This is a genomic window from Hansschlegelia plantiphila (assembly GCF_027922265.1).
Classification (GTDB): domain Bacteria; phylum Pseudomonadota; class Alphaproteobacteria; order Rhizobiales; family Methylopilaceae; genus Methylopila; species Methylopila plantiphila.
Map to the genome: position 1 here is coordinate 43,097 of NZ_BSFI01000019.1, position 15,764 is coordinate 58,860.

14 protein-coding genes are annotated in these 15,764 nt (G+C 65.7%); 2 read left to right on the forward strand and 12 right to left on the reverse strand.

The window, feature by feature from the left end; translation table 11 throughout:
* Positions 1-68: 68 nt before the first annotated feature.
* The 5 genes from PKE75_RS13705 to PKE75_RS13725 all read right to left on the reverse strand — a co-directional run bounded on the left by PKE75_RS13705 (position 69) and on the right by PKE75_RS13725 (position 6,160).
* On the reverse strand, positions 69-2,594 hold the full coding sequence (locus tag PKE75_RS13705; protein WP_271169304.1) for a TonB-dependent receptor: 2,526 nt from the start codon (positions 2,592-2,594) through the stop codon (positions 69-71).
* Positions 2,595-2,803: 209 nt separating this feature from the next.
* Positions 2,804-3,820: a FecR family protein gene (locus PKE75_RS13710; RefSeq protein WP_271169305.1), complete on the reverse strand. Its 1,017-nt coding sequence runs from the start codon at positions 3,818-3,820 to the stop codon at positions 2,804-2,806.
* A 139-nt stretch (positions 3,821-3,959) separates the two neighbouring features.
* On the reverse strand, positions 3,960-4,475 hold the full coding sequence (locus tag PKE75_RS13715) for an RNA polymerase sigma factor (protein WP_271169306.1): 516 nt from the start codon (positions 4,473-4,475) through the stop codon (positions 3,960-3,962).
* Between the two features lie 242 nt (positions 4,476-4,717).
* On the reverse strand, positions 4,718-5,464 hold the full coding sequence (locus tag PKE75_RS13720) for a siderophore-interacting protein (RefSeq protein ID WP_271169307.1): 747 nt from the start codon (positions 5,462-5,464) through the stop codon (positions 4,718-4,720).
* Positions 5,465-6,160 (reverse strand): O-methyltransferase, encoded by a 696-nt coding sequence (locus PKE75_RS13725; protein ID WP_271169308.1) that lies wholly within the window; start codon positions 6,158-6,160, stop codon positions 5,465-5,467.
* A gap of 135 nt (positions 6,161-6,295) precedes the next feature.
* Between PKE75_RS13725 and PKE75_RS13730 the strand changes: the two genes are divergently transcribed.
* Positions 6,296-7,111 (forward strand): AraC family transcriptional regulator, encoded by an 816-nt coding sequence (locus tag PKE75_RS13730; protein WP_271169327.1) that lies wholly within the window; start codon positions 6,296-6,298, stop codon positions 7,109-7,111.
* A gap of 105 nt (positions 7,112-7,216) precedes the next feature.
* Here PKE75_RS13730 and PKE75_RS13735 read toward each other — a convergent pair whose 3' ends face one another.
* Positions 7,217-8,116, reverse strand: a complete 900-nt coding sequence (locus PKE75_RS13735) for an SDR family oxidoreductase (protein WP_271169309.1) — start codon at positions 8,114-8,116, stop codon at positions 7,217-7,219.
* Between the two features lie 99 nt (positions 8,117-8,215).
* Here PKE75_RS13735 and PKE75_RS13740 point away from each other — a divergent pair, with 99 nt between their 5' ends.
* Positions 8,216-9,052 carry a helix-turn-helix transcriptional regulator gene (locus PKE75_RS13740; RefSeq protein WP_271169310.1) on the forward strand — a complete coding sequence of 279 codons (837 nt, stop codon included), beginning with the start codon at positions 8,216-8,218 and terminating at the stop codon, positions 9,050-9,052.
* A 177-nt stretch (positions 9,053-9,229) separates the two neighbouring features.
* Here the strand turns inward: PKE75_RS13740 and PKE75_RS13745 are convergent, their stop codons facing one another.
* The 6 genes from PKE75_RS13745 to PKE75_RS13770 all read right to left on the reverse strand — a co-directional run bounded on the left by PKE75_RS13745 (position 9,230) and on the right by PKE75_RS13770 (position 15,691).
* A complete protein-coding gene (locus tag PKE75_RS13745) occupies positions 9,230-10,108 on the reverse strand; it encodes an energy transducer TonB (protein ID WP_271169311.1) in 879 nt (292 codons plus the stop codon).
* A 7-nt stretch (positions 10,109-10,115) separates the two neighbouring features.
* The gene (locus tag PKE75_RS13750; RefSeq protein ID WP_271169312.1) at positions 10,116-10,718 is read right to left on the reverse strand and encodes a biliverdin-producing heme oxygenase; all 603 of its coding nucleotides are present in this window, start codon (positions 10,716-10,718) and stop codon (positions 10,116-10,118) included.
* 43 nt (positions 10,719-10,761) lie between these two features.
* Positions 10,762-13,425: a TonB-dependent receptor gene (locus PKE75_RS13755; RefSeq protein WP_271169313.1), complete on the reverse strand. Its 2,664-nt coding sequence runs from the start codon at positions 13,423-13,425 to the stop codon at positions 10,762-10,764.
* 96 nt (positions 13,426-13,521) lie between these two features.
* On the reverse strand, positions 13,522-14,454 hold the full coding sequence (locus PKE75_RS13760; protein ID WP_271169314.1) for a FecR family protein: 933 nt from the start codon (positions 14,452-14,454) through the stop codon (positions 13,522-13,524).
* Between the two features lie 125 nt (positions 14,455-14,579).
* Positions 14,580-15,113 (reverse strand): sigma-70 family RNA polymerase sigma factor, encoded by a 534-nt coding sequence (locus PKE75_RS13765; RefSeq protein ID WP_271169315.1) that lies wholly within the window; start codon positions 15,111-15,113, stop codon positions 14,580-14,582.
* Between the two features lie 227 nt (positions 15,114-15,340).
* Positions 15,341-15,691, reverse strand: a complete 351-nt coding sequence (locus PKE75_RS13770; protein WP_271169316.1) for a TonB-dependent receptor plug domain-containing protein — start codon at positions 15,689-15,691, stop codon at positions 15,341-15,343.
* Positions 15,692-15,764: the final 73 nt, after the last annotated feature.

Below are 15,764 nucleotides of genomic sequence, written 5' to 3' on the forward strand. Positions count from 1 at the left end.
CGTCCGTGGCGGTGAAACTCCGTCGGCGGCTGCGTTCGACACGCGGGGCCGCCGGCCGAGCTCTGGGATCAGAAGCGGGCGGCGAGGCTCGTGCGGATGGTGCGGCCGGGAGAGGGCACGATGCCGGCGGCGAGCGGGTCGAGATAGTATTTGTCGCCAACGTTCTCGACGCTGACGTCCAGCGATATGTCGTCGGTGAACTTGTAGCTGCCGAACAGGTCGACGATCGTGTTCTTCTTGTAGTAGGTCGGCGGGTTCACCGCGCCTGGAGCGATCTTGTAGCCGCCGAACCGCTCGCCGATGATGTAGAGCCGGCCACCGAGGGTCAGTCGGCGGTCGAACAGGCGGACGCCGCCGGTGAGACTTGCGGTGTATTTGGGCGGCACGGTCATCACGCCGTAGTCGGTCGCGACAACGTTCAGGCCGCAGACGCCGTCGTTGCAGAACTTGACGTCGTCATAGCGCGTGAACGCCGCTTCGGCGAAGGCGAAGCCGGCGTCATACTCCGCCGACAGTTCGAAACCCTTGAACTTCGCATGGTCGACGTTCGACCATGTGTAGTTGAAGGAGGCGTCCCGCGACCGGATGATGTAATTGTCATAGGTGTTGTCGAACCGGGCCGCCTTGACGCGAAGCCGGTCGCCTTCCCGAAAAACGGAATCGCGCAGGACGTTCGCGCCGAATTCGAAATTACGGGAGGTCTCGGGCTTCAGCTCGGCGCTGGCGAGGATGCCGCCGGCCCCGACCGAGGCGGTCTCCCTCAGGCTCGGCGGCCGCCAGCCTTCGACATAGGCGCCGAAGATCTGCAGACCATCGATCGGCGTCACGGTGACGGTGGCCGACGGGCTGACCCGGCCGCCGTCCACCTTGCTGGCGTAGTCCGCCGTGTCGCCCTTGCCTTCGGCCCAGAAGTGGTCGTAGCGCAGGCTTCCCGCGACGCTGAGCCAGTTCGTGAGGTCCAGCTTGGTCTGATCGAATACGCTCGCGAGGTCGCGGGTTCCGTTGGGGTTGAAGCTCATGGGCACTGTCGCCCAGGGATAGACCAGGATCATCTGGTCGCCGCTGGCGCGCTCGGCGACGAACTCCACGCCGTTCTTGGTCGTCAGCCGGCCGAACGGGGTGTCGAACACCGACGTGTTGGCCGCGTCGCCGCCATAGGTCCTGACATGGGTCTCGCCGCTCGAATTGGGATCCGAGGCCGCGAGCTGCCGGACCGCGTCGCTCTTCGAGCGCAGGTCGCTAGCCCACAGATGGGTCGTCACGTCGATGAGGCCGTCGCCCGCCGGCTTGTAGTTGTATTCGGAAGTGAAGGTGTTCGTCGTCGTCTTGCTGAGAGCGAGTTGGCTGGCAGGGATCACGAACGACGTGCCGAGAGCGAAGTTGAGTAGGGTTTCGTAGTTCTCGCCGTATTTGTTCTCGTAGCGGTTGTAGCCGAGCTTCAGCGAATGGCCGTCCCCCCATCGCACCGCGCCCTTGGCGAGGAACGACGTCACGTTCTGGGAGGTGTTGAGGACCTCCTCTCCCGGGCCGAACGGAGACAGCCGCCATTCATACGGCGCGCCGAGATTGCGGTCGTCCAGGAAGGTCGCCTTTCCCTTCTTGCCAGCGAAGTAGTTGCCGGACTGGCGGCGCGAGAAACCGGCGACGAAGTCGTAGGCCTCCTCGGTCACGCCCGCCGCGACGCTTCCCGACCATGCGTCGCCGTTGAAAAATCCGGGACCGCCGCCGCCGCGAATGTCCGTCGTGCCGGTAGAGGGCGGATTCCTGGTGTTGCTGCCGAGGCTGGTCTTCACCTTGGCGCCGTAAGTCTGGCCGGGCTTGACCACGTCCTGCGCCTCGATCGTGCGCAGGTTGACGACGCCGCCCATCGCGCCGACGCCGCCGGCGCCGCCGAACGGTCCTTTGGAGATGTCGACGCCGCCGATGAAGTCGGGGTCGACATAAACCTCGTTGCGGGCGCCGCGATAGCCCCGATAGGTGCCGCCGGTCTGGCGCGTGCCGTCGACCATGACGTTGACGCGGTTCTGGCCCTGCAGGCCACGGATGTTGACGTCGATCGAGGCGCCGATGTGGTTGCCTGCGGAGATCACGCCGGGCGTCGACTTGAAGATGTCGCCGGCCGAGGTCGGGGGCGTGCGCCCGATCTGCTCGGCCGAGATATGGCTCGAGGAGCCGGGAGTCATGTAAGGCGCATCTGCCGCCGTGACGCCTCGAGCCGCGTTGACGTCGATAACGTCAAGCAGCAGCGACCCGTCGTCGGGAACGCCTGCGGCGCCGGCAGAAGCGGTCGGGATCAGGGCGGCGGCGTTCGGTCCGGTGAGCCTCGCGCTGACGCCCGTGCCGGCGAGCATCGTCCTGAGAGCGTCCGCCGGGCTCATGGTCCCGAACAGCGCCCGCGTCGTCTGGCCCGCGACGGCGCCGGAGGGGTAGCCCACCTGCCATCCCGTCGCCCGGACGAACGCGTCGATCGCGGAGCGCAGCGGTTGCGCAGGTATCGAGAAGGCGATCTGCCCGGTCGACGCGCCATTCGCCTGCTGAGCGTATACGGGCGAGGAGGCGACGCAAGCGCAGCCGATCACCGCGGTCGTGAACATCAGTGACGCAAGCCGCGCCCTGCAGAGTCTTGACCTCGCTAAAGGCCGACGTCGCACCGGCGCGCGCAATTGTCCTGTCATTTTCGGAGTCCCCCAACGCCTGTCCGTTCGAGGGCGCCGTCGACCTCAAATTTCGAACGGCGCCCTCGGAGACCTGACGCGCGGGGCGGCGCGGACTCACAAAAAAAGTCAGGGAGACTTCGGCCGGACTATCGCAGGACGATCACGCCTCCCGGCAGGCGCGTCATCGTGGCCCCCGCGGCTTCCGCAAGGTTTTGGATCGCGCCTTCCGGATCATCGAGCCTGTAGTTGCCGCTTACGGCGATTCCGCGGAGCCGCGGGTCCATGATGAGGATCGCGCCGTCGTAGTAGCGACGCAGGATTCCGATCGCCTTCGAGAACGGCTTCTCGTAGAAGACGATGCGTCCCTCAGTCCATCCGAAGGCTTCGGCGGGATCGACCCGCGTGACGCTCGACAGCGCAGCATCTGTCGCCGTCACCATGTCTCCCGGAGACAGTTCGGCAGTGTCGCGCCGATCCGGCAGACGCGAGACCTCGACGCGCCCATAGTCTAGCGCGATAACGTCTTCGGCGGCGTCGGCATGCACGGCGAAGGCGGTGCCCTTGACCTCCACCTCGCTGAAGCGGCTGGTCACCCGGAACGGATGAGCCGCATCCGGGATGACCTCGAAGAAGGCCTCGCCATCGAGCAGCCGGACGCCCCGTCGCCCGCCCTCGAAGTCGAGCGCTGCGGCCGATGACGCATTCAGCGTCATGCGCGAACCATCCGGCAGCGTGATTTTGCGCTGGTCGCCGGCCGCGGTCACATAATCCGCTGTCCAGCGCCGCATGAGCGAAGGCGCGTACTCAAGCCCGGTCGCCAGCAACAGCGCCGCGGCCGCCGCCAAGCCGGCCACCCCCCAGCTTATCTTTCTGGACGACTTGGGCTGAAGCGGCACGACGTTTGAGCCAGGCGCGGCGGCGGCCGCGAGCGTCGCCTCACGCAGTTCCGGCATGGCGAGCATATCGTCCAATCGCGCGAAAGCGGCGGCGTTGCGCGGGTCGCTCGCCAGCCACGCCTCGAAGGAGGCGGTCTCTGCCGGATCGCTGTCGCCGGCTTTGAAACGAAGCCGCCATTCGAGCGCCTGATCAGTGACAGGCTCCTGATGGACGTATCCGCCCCGACCGTTCTGTTCGCTCGCCGTCTCGTTTCCCACTGAGGCCATCCGCAGGTCGCCGTTGCGCGCGTCCATGACATAAGACGCGCGGCGCGCCACGCTCTCACAAAAATGCGGGCGAACCGCTGGCCGAAGGCGCTGATCCCAGTCGGGATCGCACGTGTCCGGCAACTCCGCAATCGTAACGTTAGGTCCGCTCGTTTCGGTTGAGCGCGTCCAAGCAATGGCCCATCGCCATCTTCATATCGTTGAAGACGGTGTTAGCCGAGACGCCGAGATGGGCGGCGATCTGGGTGTAGGTCCATCCGTCGATGCGGTTGAGCGTCCAGACCCGCCGAGCCCGTTCCGGCAAGCCGGCGAGGGCTGTCTCGAAACAGCGGAAGCGTTCGCGCTGGATCACGGTCTCCTCCAACGAGGGACCGTCGGCCGGAATGTTTTCTAGGTCGGAGGCCGGGACGTCAGGCCGTTCGACTCGCTCGCGGATCGAGCGCCTGCGGACGTGATCGAGAGCAAGGTTCCGCGCGGTCTGATGAAGGAAGGCCTCGATATGCTCGATCGGCCCGGACTCCATCGCCCTACGGGCGCGCAGGTAGCTTTCTTGAGCGACGTCCTCCGCCGCCTGCGTGTCGCGGACGATCCGCATTACGCTCCCCATGAGAGAGCGGCGCTGGGAGAGATAGGCGGCGGTCAGCGTGGCGGGCATGGAGCGACGCCCGTAGCGATCGAACTTTGGGCTATCGTTGGTTCGACCGAGCTGTGCATCGCCCGCGCCAGTTCCTGATAAAGTCCGGCCAGAAGCGGCAAGACGGCGATGTGAAATAGACTGAGAGTTATTGTCTAGCAATAACAATAATTTAGAATTACTATAAATCTACTTTAATTTCAGTATCAAATTTGGGGCGACTGCCGCCGCCGTATCCTGGTTGCGTCGATCCTTGATCAAACCTAGTCCAGACCGACCTTGCCCTGCGCCCAATAGGCTTTGGTCTTCACTCGTGAGGATCGGACGTCGGCGGCTTTCAAGGTCCGGCTTATGCGCTGGATCGACGACGCTTTTCCCGTCAGGACGAAATGCGCGCCGCCTGCGGCAAAGCGCAACGCTTCGGCTTCGGCGGCGGCGAGATGAGCATCGTCGGCGATGCGCTGAATCAACACAGCTTGCCCGAGGCCGAGCGCCTCCAGCACCGGCCGCGACTCCGCGACGTCCGACACCTCGAACACGTGGATGGCATCGGCGCCTCTCGGGAGACAACAAAGCGCCGCCGCCAGGCCGAACGACGTCTCATCGCCGAACAAAACGACTGGCGATTCCACGTCCGAGAGATCGATTGAGCGGCGCGGACCAAAGAACTGGCATGTGTCGCCTTCGCTCAGGCCGCTGGCCCATCGGCTGCCAGGACCGTCGCCATGCGCGAATGTGAGTATTTGTGTCCTGCCCCCTTCGATGTCCCATTCAATCGGCGTGTAGGTTCGCGCGACGAACGCCGAGCCCATCGCGATCTGGATTTTCAGTCCGGGCGTCCATGCCACGCCCTCCAGGGCCGAGCCTTCAAGCGTAATCAGCCGGAAGCGATCGGTCAGACGCTTGGTCGCGACCACGGTCGCCCGCTTCATCAGCAAGCCCAGCAGCGCCCTGCTCAGCCGACCAGCGACTTTGTCCGAGCGATGCTTGGACGAGTCCACCGGGAGCATTCAGGCGGTCCTCACGCTGAATTCGTTGCCACGACCCTCGTCGATCGGGAGCGGATGCGAGACGTATCCGTTCGCAGGATTGCGGACATATTCCAGGTATTCCGGGTCGAACGCGTTCTCCCCGAGGACCGCGGCGCCTGCCGTCAACCGCGCTTCGAGCAGCTTGAGGACCGGCAAGTAAAGCGACCACGCGCCGTCGATCAGCAGCAGATCGATATCGCTTCCGGTTTCCGCGAGCGTCTCCAACGCATCGCCTTGCCGGATGTCCACGAGATCGGCGAGGCCCGCCGCTTCGATGTTGGCGCGCGCCCGCGCCACCTTGCTGGATTCGAGCTCAGAGCCAATGAGCTGGCCGCCGCCGTTGTCGCGCAGCGCCGCCGCGAGATAGATCGTAGACACGCCCATCGACGTGCCGAACTCGACAATGCGCTTCGCCTTGGCGCTTCGCGCGATCGAATAGAGAAACCGTCCATAGGCCGGCGAGACGGCTAGGAAATGATCGGCGTGGCCTCGGTATGTCGTCCGATAATCCCCCCGTTCCGCTATCATCCATCTGGCTGCAGTTTGCTCGATCGTCTCTCCGGATTCCGCGATCTCCGCCATGACCTTGGCGATGAAGTGGAGGTCGGCGGCCTCGGCGTCCCGGTGAAGCGTGTTCAGCGTCTTGAAGACGCGCTCGCTGCTCAAAGAATTCACGAGAGTTCCTTTCCCGACGCCGAGCGGCCTCGACTGATCCGCGAGGACGGTGTAGCGGGGAGGGGGCGCTGGCGTCATTCCGAAGACCGGACTGCTTGTTATTCATTTGCGCCAAACGAAATGGAGGGTCTGCGGATTCCCATTCTGACTGACACGTCGCATTCGTCGGAATGGGTCGAGCCGGACGAGGTGGCGCGGCCGGTGGTCGCCTATGGCGTCGCATCCGATGAAATCGGTGCGTTCGAGCTGGACATGCACCGCCACGCCAAAGGCCAAATGCTGCTTGTGCAGCGCGGTGCGCTGAGTATCAAAGTCGAGGGCGGCCTTTGGATCGTCCCGCCGCGCAGCGCCATCTGGGTGCCCTGCAATGCGCTCCACGCCATCAAAGTCACCGGCGCGCTTGAGGGCTACAGCGCATTCATCGCTCCTGACGTCGACGCGCGCCTGCCCCAGGCCTGCTGCACCGTCTCGGTGACGCCCCTGCTGAGAGAACTGCTGGTCCGCGCTGCTCACCTGCCTTTGCTCTATGACGAAGGCGGCGCGAACTCACGGATGATCGCGGTGCTGCTCGACGAGATTGCCGCCGCCAAGGTCGAAGACTTGCATTTACCTATGCCGACCGACGCGCGCCTGCGTGCGATGGCCGATCTCATGATGGCCGTACCGTCGGATCGCAGCACGCTGGAGAGTTGGGCGAAGCGGGTGGGTTTGAGCGAACGCACGCTCGTGCGTTTGATCAGGCGTGAGACAGGAATGAGCTTCGGACGATGGCGCCAGCAGCTAGGGATCATCCTCGCTGTTCAGTGGTTGGCTGACAGCTCCTCGATCCAGCAGGTCGCCGCCGACCTCGGCTACGAGAGTGCGCCCAGCTTCGTGACCATGTTCCGCAAGACGCTTGGAGCCCCGCCGGGCCGCTATATGGCGGAACGGCATTTCGCCCGACGGCTGTAGCGCAGACCTGATCATCTGCGCAAAGGCGACCACCGGACGTCCGTCTCCATCCGAAGCGGAGGGACGATTTTCTTCCAATGTCGCTTCAAGGGAAGGGGCGTCGGCCTATGCCGCGGCCCGCTGATAATCCATCTTTTTGAGATCGGCGATCAGCCCCGGCCCGGTCGGCGACCACCCGAGCCATTCGCGCGTCTTCACGCTCGACGCCGGCATGTCCAGGCCGGCGAACATCGCGAACCATCCAAAATGCCCCGGCGCTTGTTCAGGAGAGATGGAGACTGTGGGCAGGTTCAGTCCGGCGCCCACCGTTTCCGCGATCTCGCGAGCCTGGAGACCCTCTTCGGCGACGGCATGATACCGCGCGCCCGCTCGACCCTTCTCGAGCGCCAAGGCATAGAGCTTCGCGACGTCGAGAACGTGCGCAGCCGGCCACCGGTTAAGGCCGCCGCCGACATATGCGACGACGCCCTTCTCGCGCGAGATTGCGATAAACGGAGTGATGAGCCCCTGTCTCACCGTGTCGTGGACCTGCGGAAGCCGTACGACCGAGACGTTCACCCCCGCCTCCAGCATCGCAGCGCCCGCCAATTCGGATGCGATGCGCGGGTTCGGGTGATCCAGATTGAAGACGTCCTCGGTCGCCGGCTCGCCGGGCCTTGCGCCGCCCATTCCTGTTCCGGACGTGATGATCAGCGGTCGATTGGAGCCCTTGAGCTCAGAACCCAACGCTTCGATGACCCTTCTGTCCTTCTCGCAATTCGCTACGAAGTTCGTGAAATCATGGTCGAAGGCGGTGTGTATCACAGCGTCCGCCCGGGCCGCTCCCCCGCGCAGACTCCCGGCGTCCTCCAGAGTTCCGCGATAGGCGTCCGCGCCGGCTGCGGCCAGCGATTGCGCGCCGGCGTCGGATCGCGTCAGGCCAAGGACCTCGTGCCCGGCTTGGAGCAGCTCGGGGATGATGCGGGATCCGATGAAGCCCGTCGCGCCCGTCAGGAAGATTCGCATGGAATGGGTCTCCGGTATTGTCCGGAGGGGAAGGTCGGTCTAAACAGAGTCCTATTAAAGTAGTGATGTTATCGTAGTATAACCGCTAACAGGATCGATATGGCGGTCGAGACTGGCAACGCGCTCGGCGGCTTTCTGCGCGATCGACGCATGAAGCTCGACCCCGCCGCGTTCGGCTTCAAGGTCGGGCGGCGCCGTACGCCCGGGCTGCGGCGGGAAGAGGTGGCGCAACGCTCGAACATCAGCCCGACCTGGTACACCTGGCTGGAACAGGGGCGGGGCGGCGCGCCTTCCGCGGACGTCCTCAATCGCATCGCGACGGGGCTGATGCTGACGGAGCCCGAGCGCGAGCACCTCTTCATCCTGGGGCTTGGACGTCCGCCCGAGGCCCGCTATCGGCACGTTGACGCGGTGACCCCCCGGCTGCAGCGCGTGCTGGACGCGCTGCCGAACAGCCTAGCGATCATCAAGACCGCGACCTGGGACGTCATCGCCTGGAATCGGGCGGCCGCGACCGTTCTGACCGACTATTCCAAGATTCCCCGAGAACAGCGCAACATCCTGCGCATCATGTTCTCCAACGCGCGGGTGCGGGCGGCGCAGGACGATTGGAGAAGCGTCGCACGGTTCGTCGTCGCGGCGTTCAGGGCGGACGCCGCGCGGGCCGGCGCCGGCGCCGAGATCGCCCAGCTCGTTGAAGAGCTTTCCCGGACCAGTCCGGAGTTCAAGGAGCTCTGGCAGGAGAACGACGTCGCCGGCCACGGCGATGGCCTGAAACGCATTCGACATCCGGAGATCGGGCTGATCGAGCTCGAGTTCTCCAATTTCGCCGTCGATGGCCGTCCTGATCTCGGGATGATCGTCTACAATCCGGCGACGCAGGAGACGGCCGAGCGGATCAGGTCGTTCATCGCCTCCCGCGCGGCGCTACGCTGATCTGCAAGCGCCAAGATGGATCGAGGCGGCCGATATATGCGCACAGCGTGTCGGGCGCGGACGTCCGAATAGGCCTCGATCCCCTCTGACGTTCGGGAGCGTTCCGAGAAGCGCTTCCGGGCGCAAGTTCGCGGGGATTTGGCGTCCGCCAAGTCCGCGGGCGTTCCGAGCGTCTGCTCATCTGAGGGAGAACGCCACCGGCGCCGTGATCGTCCGGTTGGCTTCGGCTGGCGGAGGCGGGACAGGGGAGGCGTTACGGACAAGCGCCAGCGTGGCTTGGTCGAGCTCCAGATGCCCCGACGAGCGGGCGAGCGTCGCCGAAAGCACGTTCCCGGACCCGTCGATGCGGAAGCGGACATACGCGACGCCGGTCTCGCCGCGCGCCTTGGCTTCCGACGGATAAACTTTCTTCCGTTCGAGATGGGCCATCAGTCGAGCCCGCCACGTCGCGGGACTCATGCCGGATGCGCCGTCCGCGCTGTCGGCCGCCGCGGTGCGGGACGATCGCTGAACCCGGGCGCTCGCCTGCTCCGCCGCCTTCGAGGCCTCCGACGCCGTGCTTGGAGCAGGGCGCTCCGGCCGCTTCCTGGGCGGCCGCTTTTTAGGCTCCGCGATCTCCGCGGGCTTGGGCCTCGCCGGCGGGAGCGCCATCTCCGCGGCGGCGGTCGTGGGCGCGTCGAGCGTTTCCTCGACGGTCTCGGCTTCGGCGACGACGGCCGTTTCAGCAGGAGTGGCCTCTTCCGCCGCTTCGGTCTCCGTTTCGATGGGGCTCGGCTCGGGGTCGGCCTTCGACGCGACGGCGGCTTCCGCGGCTTCCGCGAAAACCTCGTCCGGCGCGGCCTGATCGGCGTCGACGGCGACAGCCTCGGGAAGGGGAGAAAGCTCGAGCATGATCGCGAGCGGAGGTCCGGCCAGGACCTCGCTCGCCGGAGTCCATAGCATCCACAGCACCGGACTGGCGTGCAGCGCGAGCGCTGCGAACGCGGCCGCGCCCCAGCGGGCCGCGGATCCTCCGTCCGATCCGCGGCCGATGACGGCCGGATCGACCAGCGTCACGTCGTGTTCAGCCGAAGGCGCGCGCGACCAGGCCGCTCACGTGGGCGAAGGCGGCGTCAGCCGCGCGCTCGGCGCGCCTGGTCTCTTCCAAACCGAGCGCGAGGTCGTCGAGGGCCGTCGCGAAGGTCTTCCAGCTCCGGCCTCGTCCTTCTGGCGCAGCCGCCAGATGCCGGGCGCCGAAGCTCTCGCAGAGGCCCAGCTTCGCCGCAGCCTTGAGGAGAAAGGCCGCCCCGAGATTCGAGCCCTCGGACACGTAGAGCCAGCCGATCGCCTCCGGCATATCGACCTGCGCTCCCGCTTCGAAGACGGGGGTCGTCTCGCTCAGAGCCTCGCCGATCGCCAGATCGTCGAGGTCCTGCTCGATGAGGCGAAGACGCGCGCGTTTCGGAAGGCCGGGCAGCGCCCGCCCGAGCGCTTCATCGCGATAGAGCGCGTCGATGTCGCGGTGGAAGGCGTGCTGCACGCGTAGAAAAAGACCGTAACGTTCTCGGCTCTCGAATGGGCGTCCCGCCATGATGGCTAGGTCCACCCGGTTGTGGGCGGCGGCGGTCGCCGCTTTCAGCCGGTTGCAGAGGCCGTCGACATGGCTGACGAGATCGAGCGTTTCCATTGGACTTTCCATGCTGCGAGGTCGGCGCGCCGCGGGCCTCTTCTCAGAACTTCGCGGTGAGGGAGGCGGTGAAGGTGCGGCCGGGCGCAGGCTGCATGACCAGCGACAGCGGGTCGACGTAATACCGGTCGGTAAGATTCTCGACCCCGGCGTTCGCAGTCAGATATTCGTTGATCTTGTACTCGGCGAAGACGTCCACGAGCGTATAGGGCTTCCAGTTCACCAGGGAAATGAACTGGCCGGCGCCCTGAGCTGTGGCGTCGCCGTGGCCAATCGCCCGCTTGCCGACATGCTGGATGCGGCCGCCGACGGTGAGCTTCTCCCAAAGCTTCTGAGAGGCGGTCAGGCTCAGCGAATATTTCGGCGGCACATGGTTGGTGCCGTAGTCTGCATAGAGCGACTTATGCTCGCAGGCGCCTGCTGTGCGGCAGAAGGTGACGTCGAGATAGTAGTTAGCGGTCAGCTTCGCCTTGAACCCGCCATTCTCATAGACGCCGGAGAATTCGAGACCTTCGAACTTCGCCCGATCGATATTAAAGATCTGCATGCTCGAGATCGCGTCGACCGTATGCCACTGCCGGGCGATGTAGTCCTTCACATCCCAGTTGAAGTAACTGAACTTCATCATCCCCTTGTCGCCCTCGGCGAGCAGGTTCTCCTTTCGGAAGTTCGCTCCGATCTCCCAGTTGCGCGAGCGCTCCGGCTTGACGTTGGAATTGACGTTCATGGAGAAGCCGGTCGCGGCCTCGATGATGCTCGGCGCCCGCAGCGCGCTTGAATAGGTCGTATAGAGCTGGACTCCGTCGAGAGGTTCGACGGTCACCCCGACCGACGGGCTGAAACCGCCGTCGTCGCGCTTCAGGCCGTAGTCGTAATCGCGCACGAGATAAGGATCGTTGCGGTCCTTGGCCCAGAAATGAGAATAGCGGAGACCTCCGTTCAGGGTGAGCCAGTCAAGCGGCTTCCAGGACGACTTCACATAGGCGGCACCCTCGTGGCGCGCGGCGTCCCGGTAGTCGAGCCATGTCTCGGCATCCCGCGTGCCCTTGCTCGGCCGGGTGTCTTCGCCGCGATAGGCGACTCCGTATGTGAAGTCGAACTTGCCGGAGGCGAGGTCGAACTTCGAGGTGTTGGAGACCTCGCCGCCCCACATGTCCGTGTCGGCGCCGGGACGGAAGTCGCCGCGTTGCGGCGCCATCCAGCCTGTCAGTTTCGGATTGCGAACTTCGAGATGACTCCAATAGGTGTTGGCCGTCAGGTCGATCAGCGGGTTGCCGGCGGGGTTCCAGCGATAGCGGACGGCGCCGGTGTCGAGGTCGGTCCCGGTCGTCTGCGCCAGTTGGCTGGCCTGGGTGCGATCGGTGGTGAGGCGCGAGGCGAGGACGGCTGCGCCGGTCTCGGCGCGGAAGCCAGTGTAGCCCACCTGCAGGCTCTGGTCGTCGTCGAAGAGGACCTTGCCCTTCAACAGCCAGGACTTCGTCTCGAGCTGGATGTTGAGCACCTCTTCGCCGCCGCGATAATTGGTGAGACCGCCGTTCTCCAGATATTCAGGCCAAGTCTGGCACCAGTTGTAGGCGTTGCAGATGGTGCGCTCGCCGACGTTCTTCGGGTCGGCGGTCGGCCCATGCTTGCCCGCGAAGTAATTGCCCTGCTTGCGATAGGCGAATGCGCCGATCAGCTCGTAATTGTCCTGCTTGACCGCCGCCGCCGCGCTGCCCGAGCCGCTCGTCGGCTCAAGGAAACCCGGTCTGTCCATGCCCGTAGCCGAAGGCGTCGCCACGGCCCCCAATCCCGGCAGCGCCGGCCAGTTGTAACCGCTGAGCGCTCCGGCCTTCGGCTTCGTCGTGTTCGTCCCGAAGCCGCCTTTGACGCGGACGCCGTAGTCCTTGCCGTCCTCGACGATGTCGGAGGCGTCCAGCGTGCGCATCGCGACGGTTCCCGCGATGCCGAAGGAGGAGACGTCGGAGCCCTTCGTTATGTCGATCCCGCCCAGCAGGTCGGGATCCATGTAGGTGCGGTTGGAGACGCCCTGATAGCCCTGGTAGACCGTCATCGCGTTTTCGGCGCCGTCGACCGTCGTCGCGACCCGCCCCATGCCCTGCATGCCGCGGATATTGACGTCGATGGACCCCGCTCCGTTGCGCGCCTCGCCGGACATCACGCCGGGCGTGCCGCGGAAGATGTCGGCCGGGCTGGAGCCTCGGAAGCGCTCGATGTTCTCCGGAGAGATGTTGGCGGTCGGCGCGGGTGTGTAATAGGGAGCATCCGCCGGGGAGACGCCGCCGGCGCCCATCACCCGGATCGGATCGAGCATCAAGGAGCCGTCATCCGCCGGGGCCGCGGTTGCGACATCGGCCTGCGCTGGGCTCGTGATGACGGCGGCGCGCTTCGATGTCAGTCGATAGGAAAGCCCGGTTCCGCTCAGAAGTTTTTGCAGCGCCTCGGATGGACTGGCCGATCCCGTCAGGCCGCTGGTGGAACGCCCTGTCGCGACGTCCGGCCGGTAGGCGAGCTGGAAGCCCGCCTGACGGCCGAATGCGTTGAGCGCCGCATCGAGGGGCCCCGCCGGAATCGAGAAGGAGCGGGCGACTTCCTCTTCGGCTTGGGCCGCGGTCCCCGAAAAAGACGCGCTTGCGAGAAGCGCCGCGACGAGACGAAACCTGCGCGAGCGCTGGAAACGCTGAACCCCCGAAACCACTGCCGTCATCCCTGAATACAGACGCGAGCGTCGCCCCCCGTGGCGCACTCTCCTGTTCAGGAACGATCGAGCGTTCCGCGTTTCCTGCGAATGCCGCAGATTTCGTCAGAAGCGGGTCAGGACGATCAGCCAGGGCGTCAGCGCGCGAGCCGAGCCCCCAAGCGGCGCGACGGCCGCTTCAAGGGCGGCGAGCGGAGCGCTGGGATCGAACACGCCGCTGATGCGCTCGTTCCCGAGGCTTGCGTCTGCGACCGTCACGTGCGCCGGGCTCCACCGCCCGATGCGCTCGGCCACCGCCGCGAGCGGCTCCCGATCCGCGATGATGAACCCTTTGCGCCAGGACGCGATCTGATCCCTCGCCGAGCGGCCCCGCTCGATGACGGCGCCGTCCGCAAGCGCGCACCAGTCTCCGGCCTGAAGTTGCGCCGACGCGCCGGAGGAAATCTCTGCGCCTCCGCTTTCGACCGCGACGGTGACGCGGCCGGCCTCCTCGCGGAACTCGAATGCGCCCGCTTCGGTCGAGACGAGGCCGATCCCGGCGCGCGCGACGAACGGCGCGATCGACTTGACGGCCTCGAAGAACGCCATGCCCTTCAGCAACTCGACTTCGCGCCGCCCCTGCGAGAAATGAAACTTCAGCGCGGTGTCCGGGCCGAGCTCCGCCGCCGTTCCGTCCGGGAGGACCATGCTGCGCCGCTCGGCGACGTCCGTGACGACGTCCGCGCGTGCGCGAAGCACAGCGCCGGGCAGCGCCACCGCACCGACGACGCCGGCGGCGAGCGCCGCTCCGCCGCCCGCCAGCACGCGTCGGCGCGACGGGCGAGCCGGGGCGACGGTCGCCCGGGAGGCGAGCGCCACTCCGCTCAGTTCATGGAGCTTGAGCGCCGCTCCCCAGATGCGGCGATGGTCTGCGCTCCGCGCGAGCCATCGCTCGGCCGTCCGGCGCGCGACAGGGTTGTCGGGATCGGTCTGCAGACGAATGAGGAGATCGACCGCCTCGCTCCACAGCGCGTCGTCCTGCTTCAACGGCTTCGCCATCCGGCTCCGGTTTGGCCACGCGTTCGCCGGCCGAAGGATGCGTCGGACGTCGTGGTCTATTCATCATAGAACGGTTCGCATGAGGAAACTTCCTGCGGCGCCTAAAAATGGCTGGCCGAGAGGGGTCAGTCCTCGCGAAACACGCGCGTCCGCAGATGATCGTAGGCGTCCTTGACGAGGGCGCCGGCGCGGGAGGTTGAAAGGCCGAGCTCGCGGCCGATTTCCGCCAGCGTCATGCCGTTTAGTCGGTTGAGCTCGAAGGCGCGGCGGGTGCGTGGTGGGAGTTCGTCGAGCGCGGCCAGCGTCCGCGCCAGCATCTGACGGTCTGACACCTGGCGCTCGGGGCTCGGGGCGTCCGCCGCGACGTCGCCCACGATGTCCGAATCCGCGCCGCGAATGAATGGAGCCACCCGCTCGCGCCGCACGGCGTCGATGGCAAGGTTGCGAGCGACAACGGAAAGATAGCCGTCCGGTCGATCCTCGCGATCCTCGTCACCCCGTTGCGCCGTCGCGAGGCGCAAAAAGGCGTCCTGCGTCACGTCGGCGGCTGTGTCGAACGACATGCCGCGCCGGACAAGGCCGAGGGTCAAAGCCTTCGCACGCCGGCGAAACAGCTCGTCGAGGTTCCACCGCCGCGTCACAGTACAGCATCTCCGCATCAGAGTGCGAGCCGTAGCACTGAACGGAAAGAATGATAAGCAACATCAGTATATTAGATGCGTTATAATGTGACCGGCCTCGGCATGACGCCTGATGCCGCCGAGGAGACGTCGCGAAGCTTAAGCCCCGACTGTCGGACGCGCTGATTGTGGGAGGAGGAACGGACTGTCCGGCGCCCAACTGACGCGGGCCTCAATGCTATAGACGAGCTTGATCCCGTCGTCCGTCAGCACGTCCGCCGGGCAACCGCGGGCGACGATCGCTCCGTCCTCATCATGTTCACGCGGCCGGAGCCTTCAAAGCCGCGGATGTTGACCGCGACGCCGGGCTGTTGACCGCTCTGGCGGGTGAAGACGCCGGGGACGGAGCGAAGGACGTCGTCGATCTTGTTGGAGCCGTGCCGCTGCACGTCTTGTTCGCCGATCGTTGTGGTGTTCTGCGCCGTCGGGGCCTTGGTCGCGTTGACGTTGATCTGGTCGAGCTCCGTCGTTCCGGAGTGCGCGTCCTGGGCGGAAGCCGCGCCTGTCGCGGATAGAAGCGCGCCGACAGCCGAGCCCGCCATAACGTTGATGCGCATGTCTGGAACTCCCGCAATACATCGGATCTGCGCGTCAGTCGCCGCAGGATCCAAGAACTCTTCGAACAGGGGA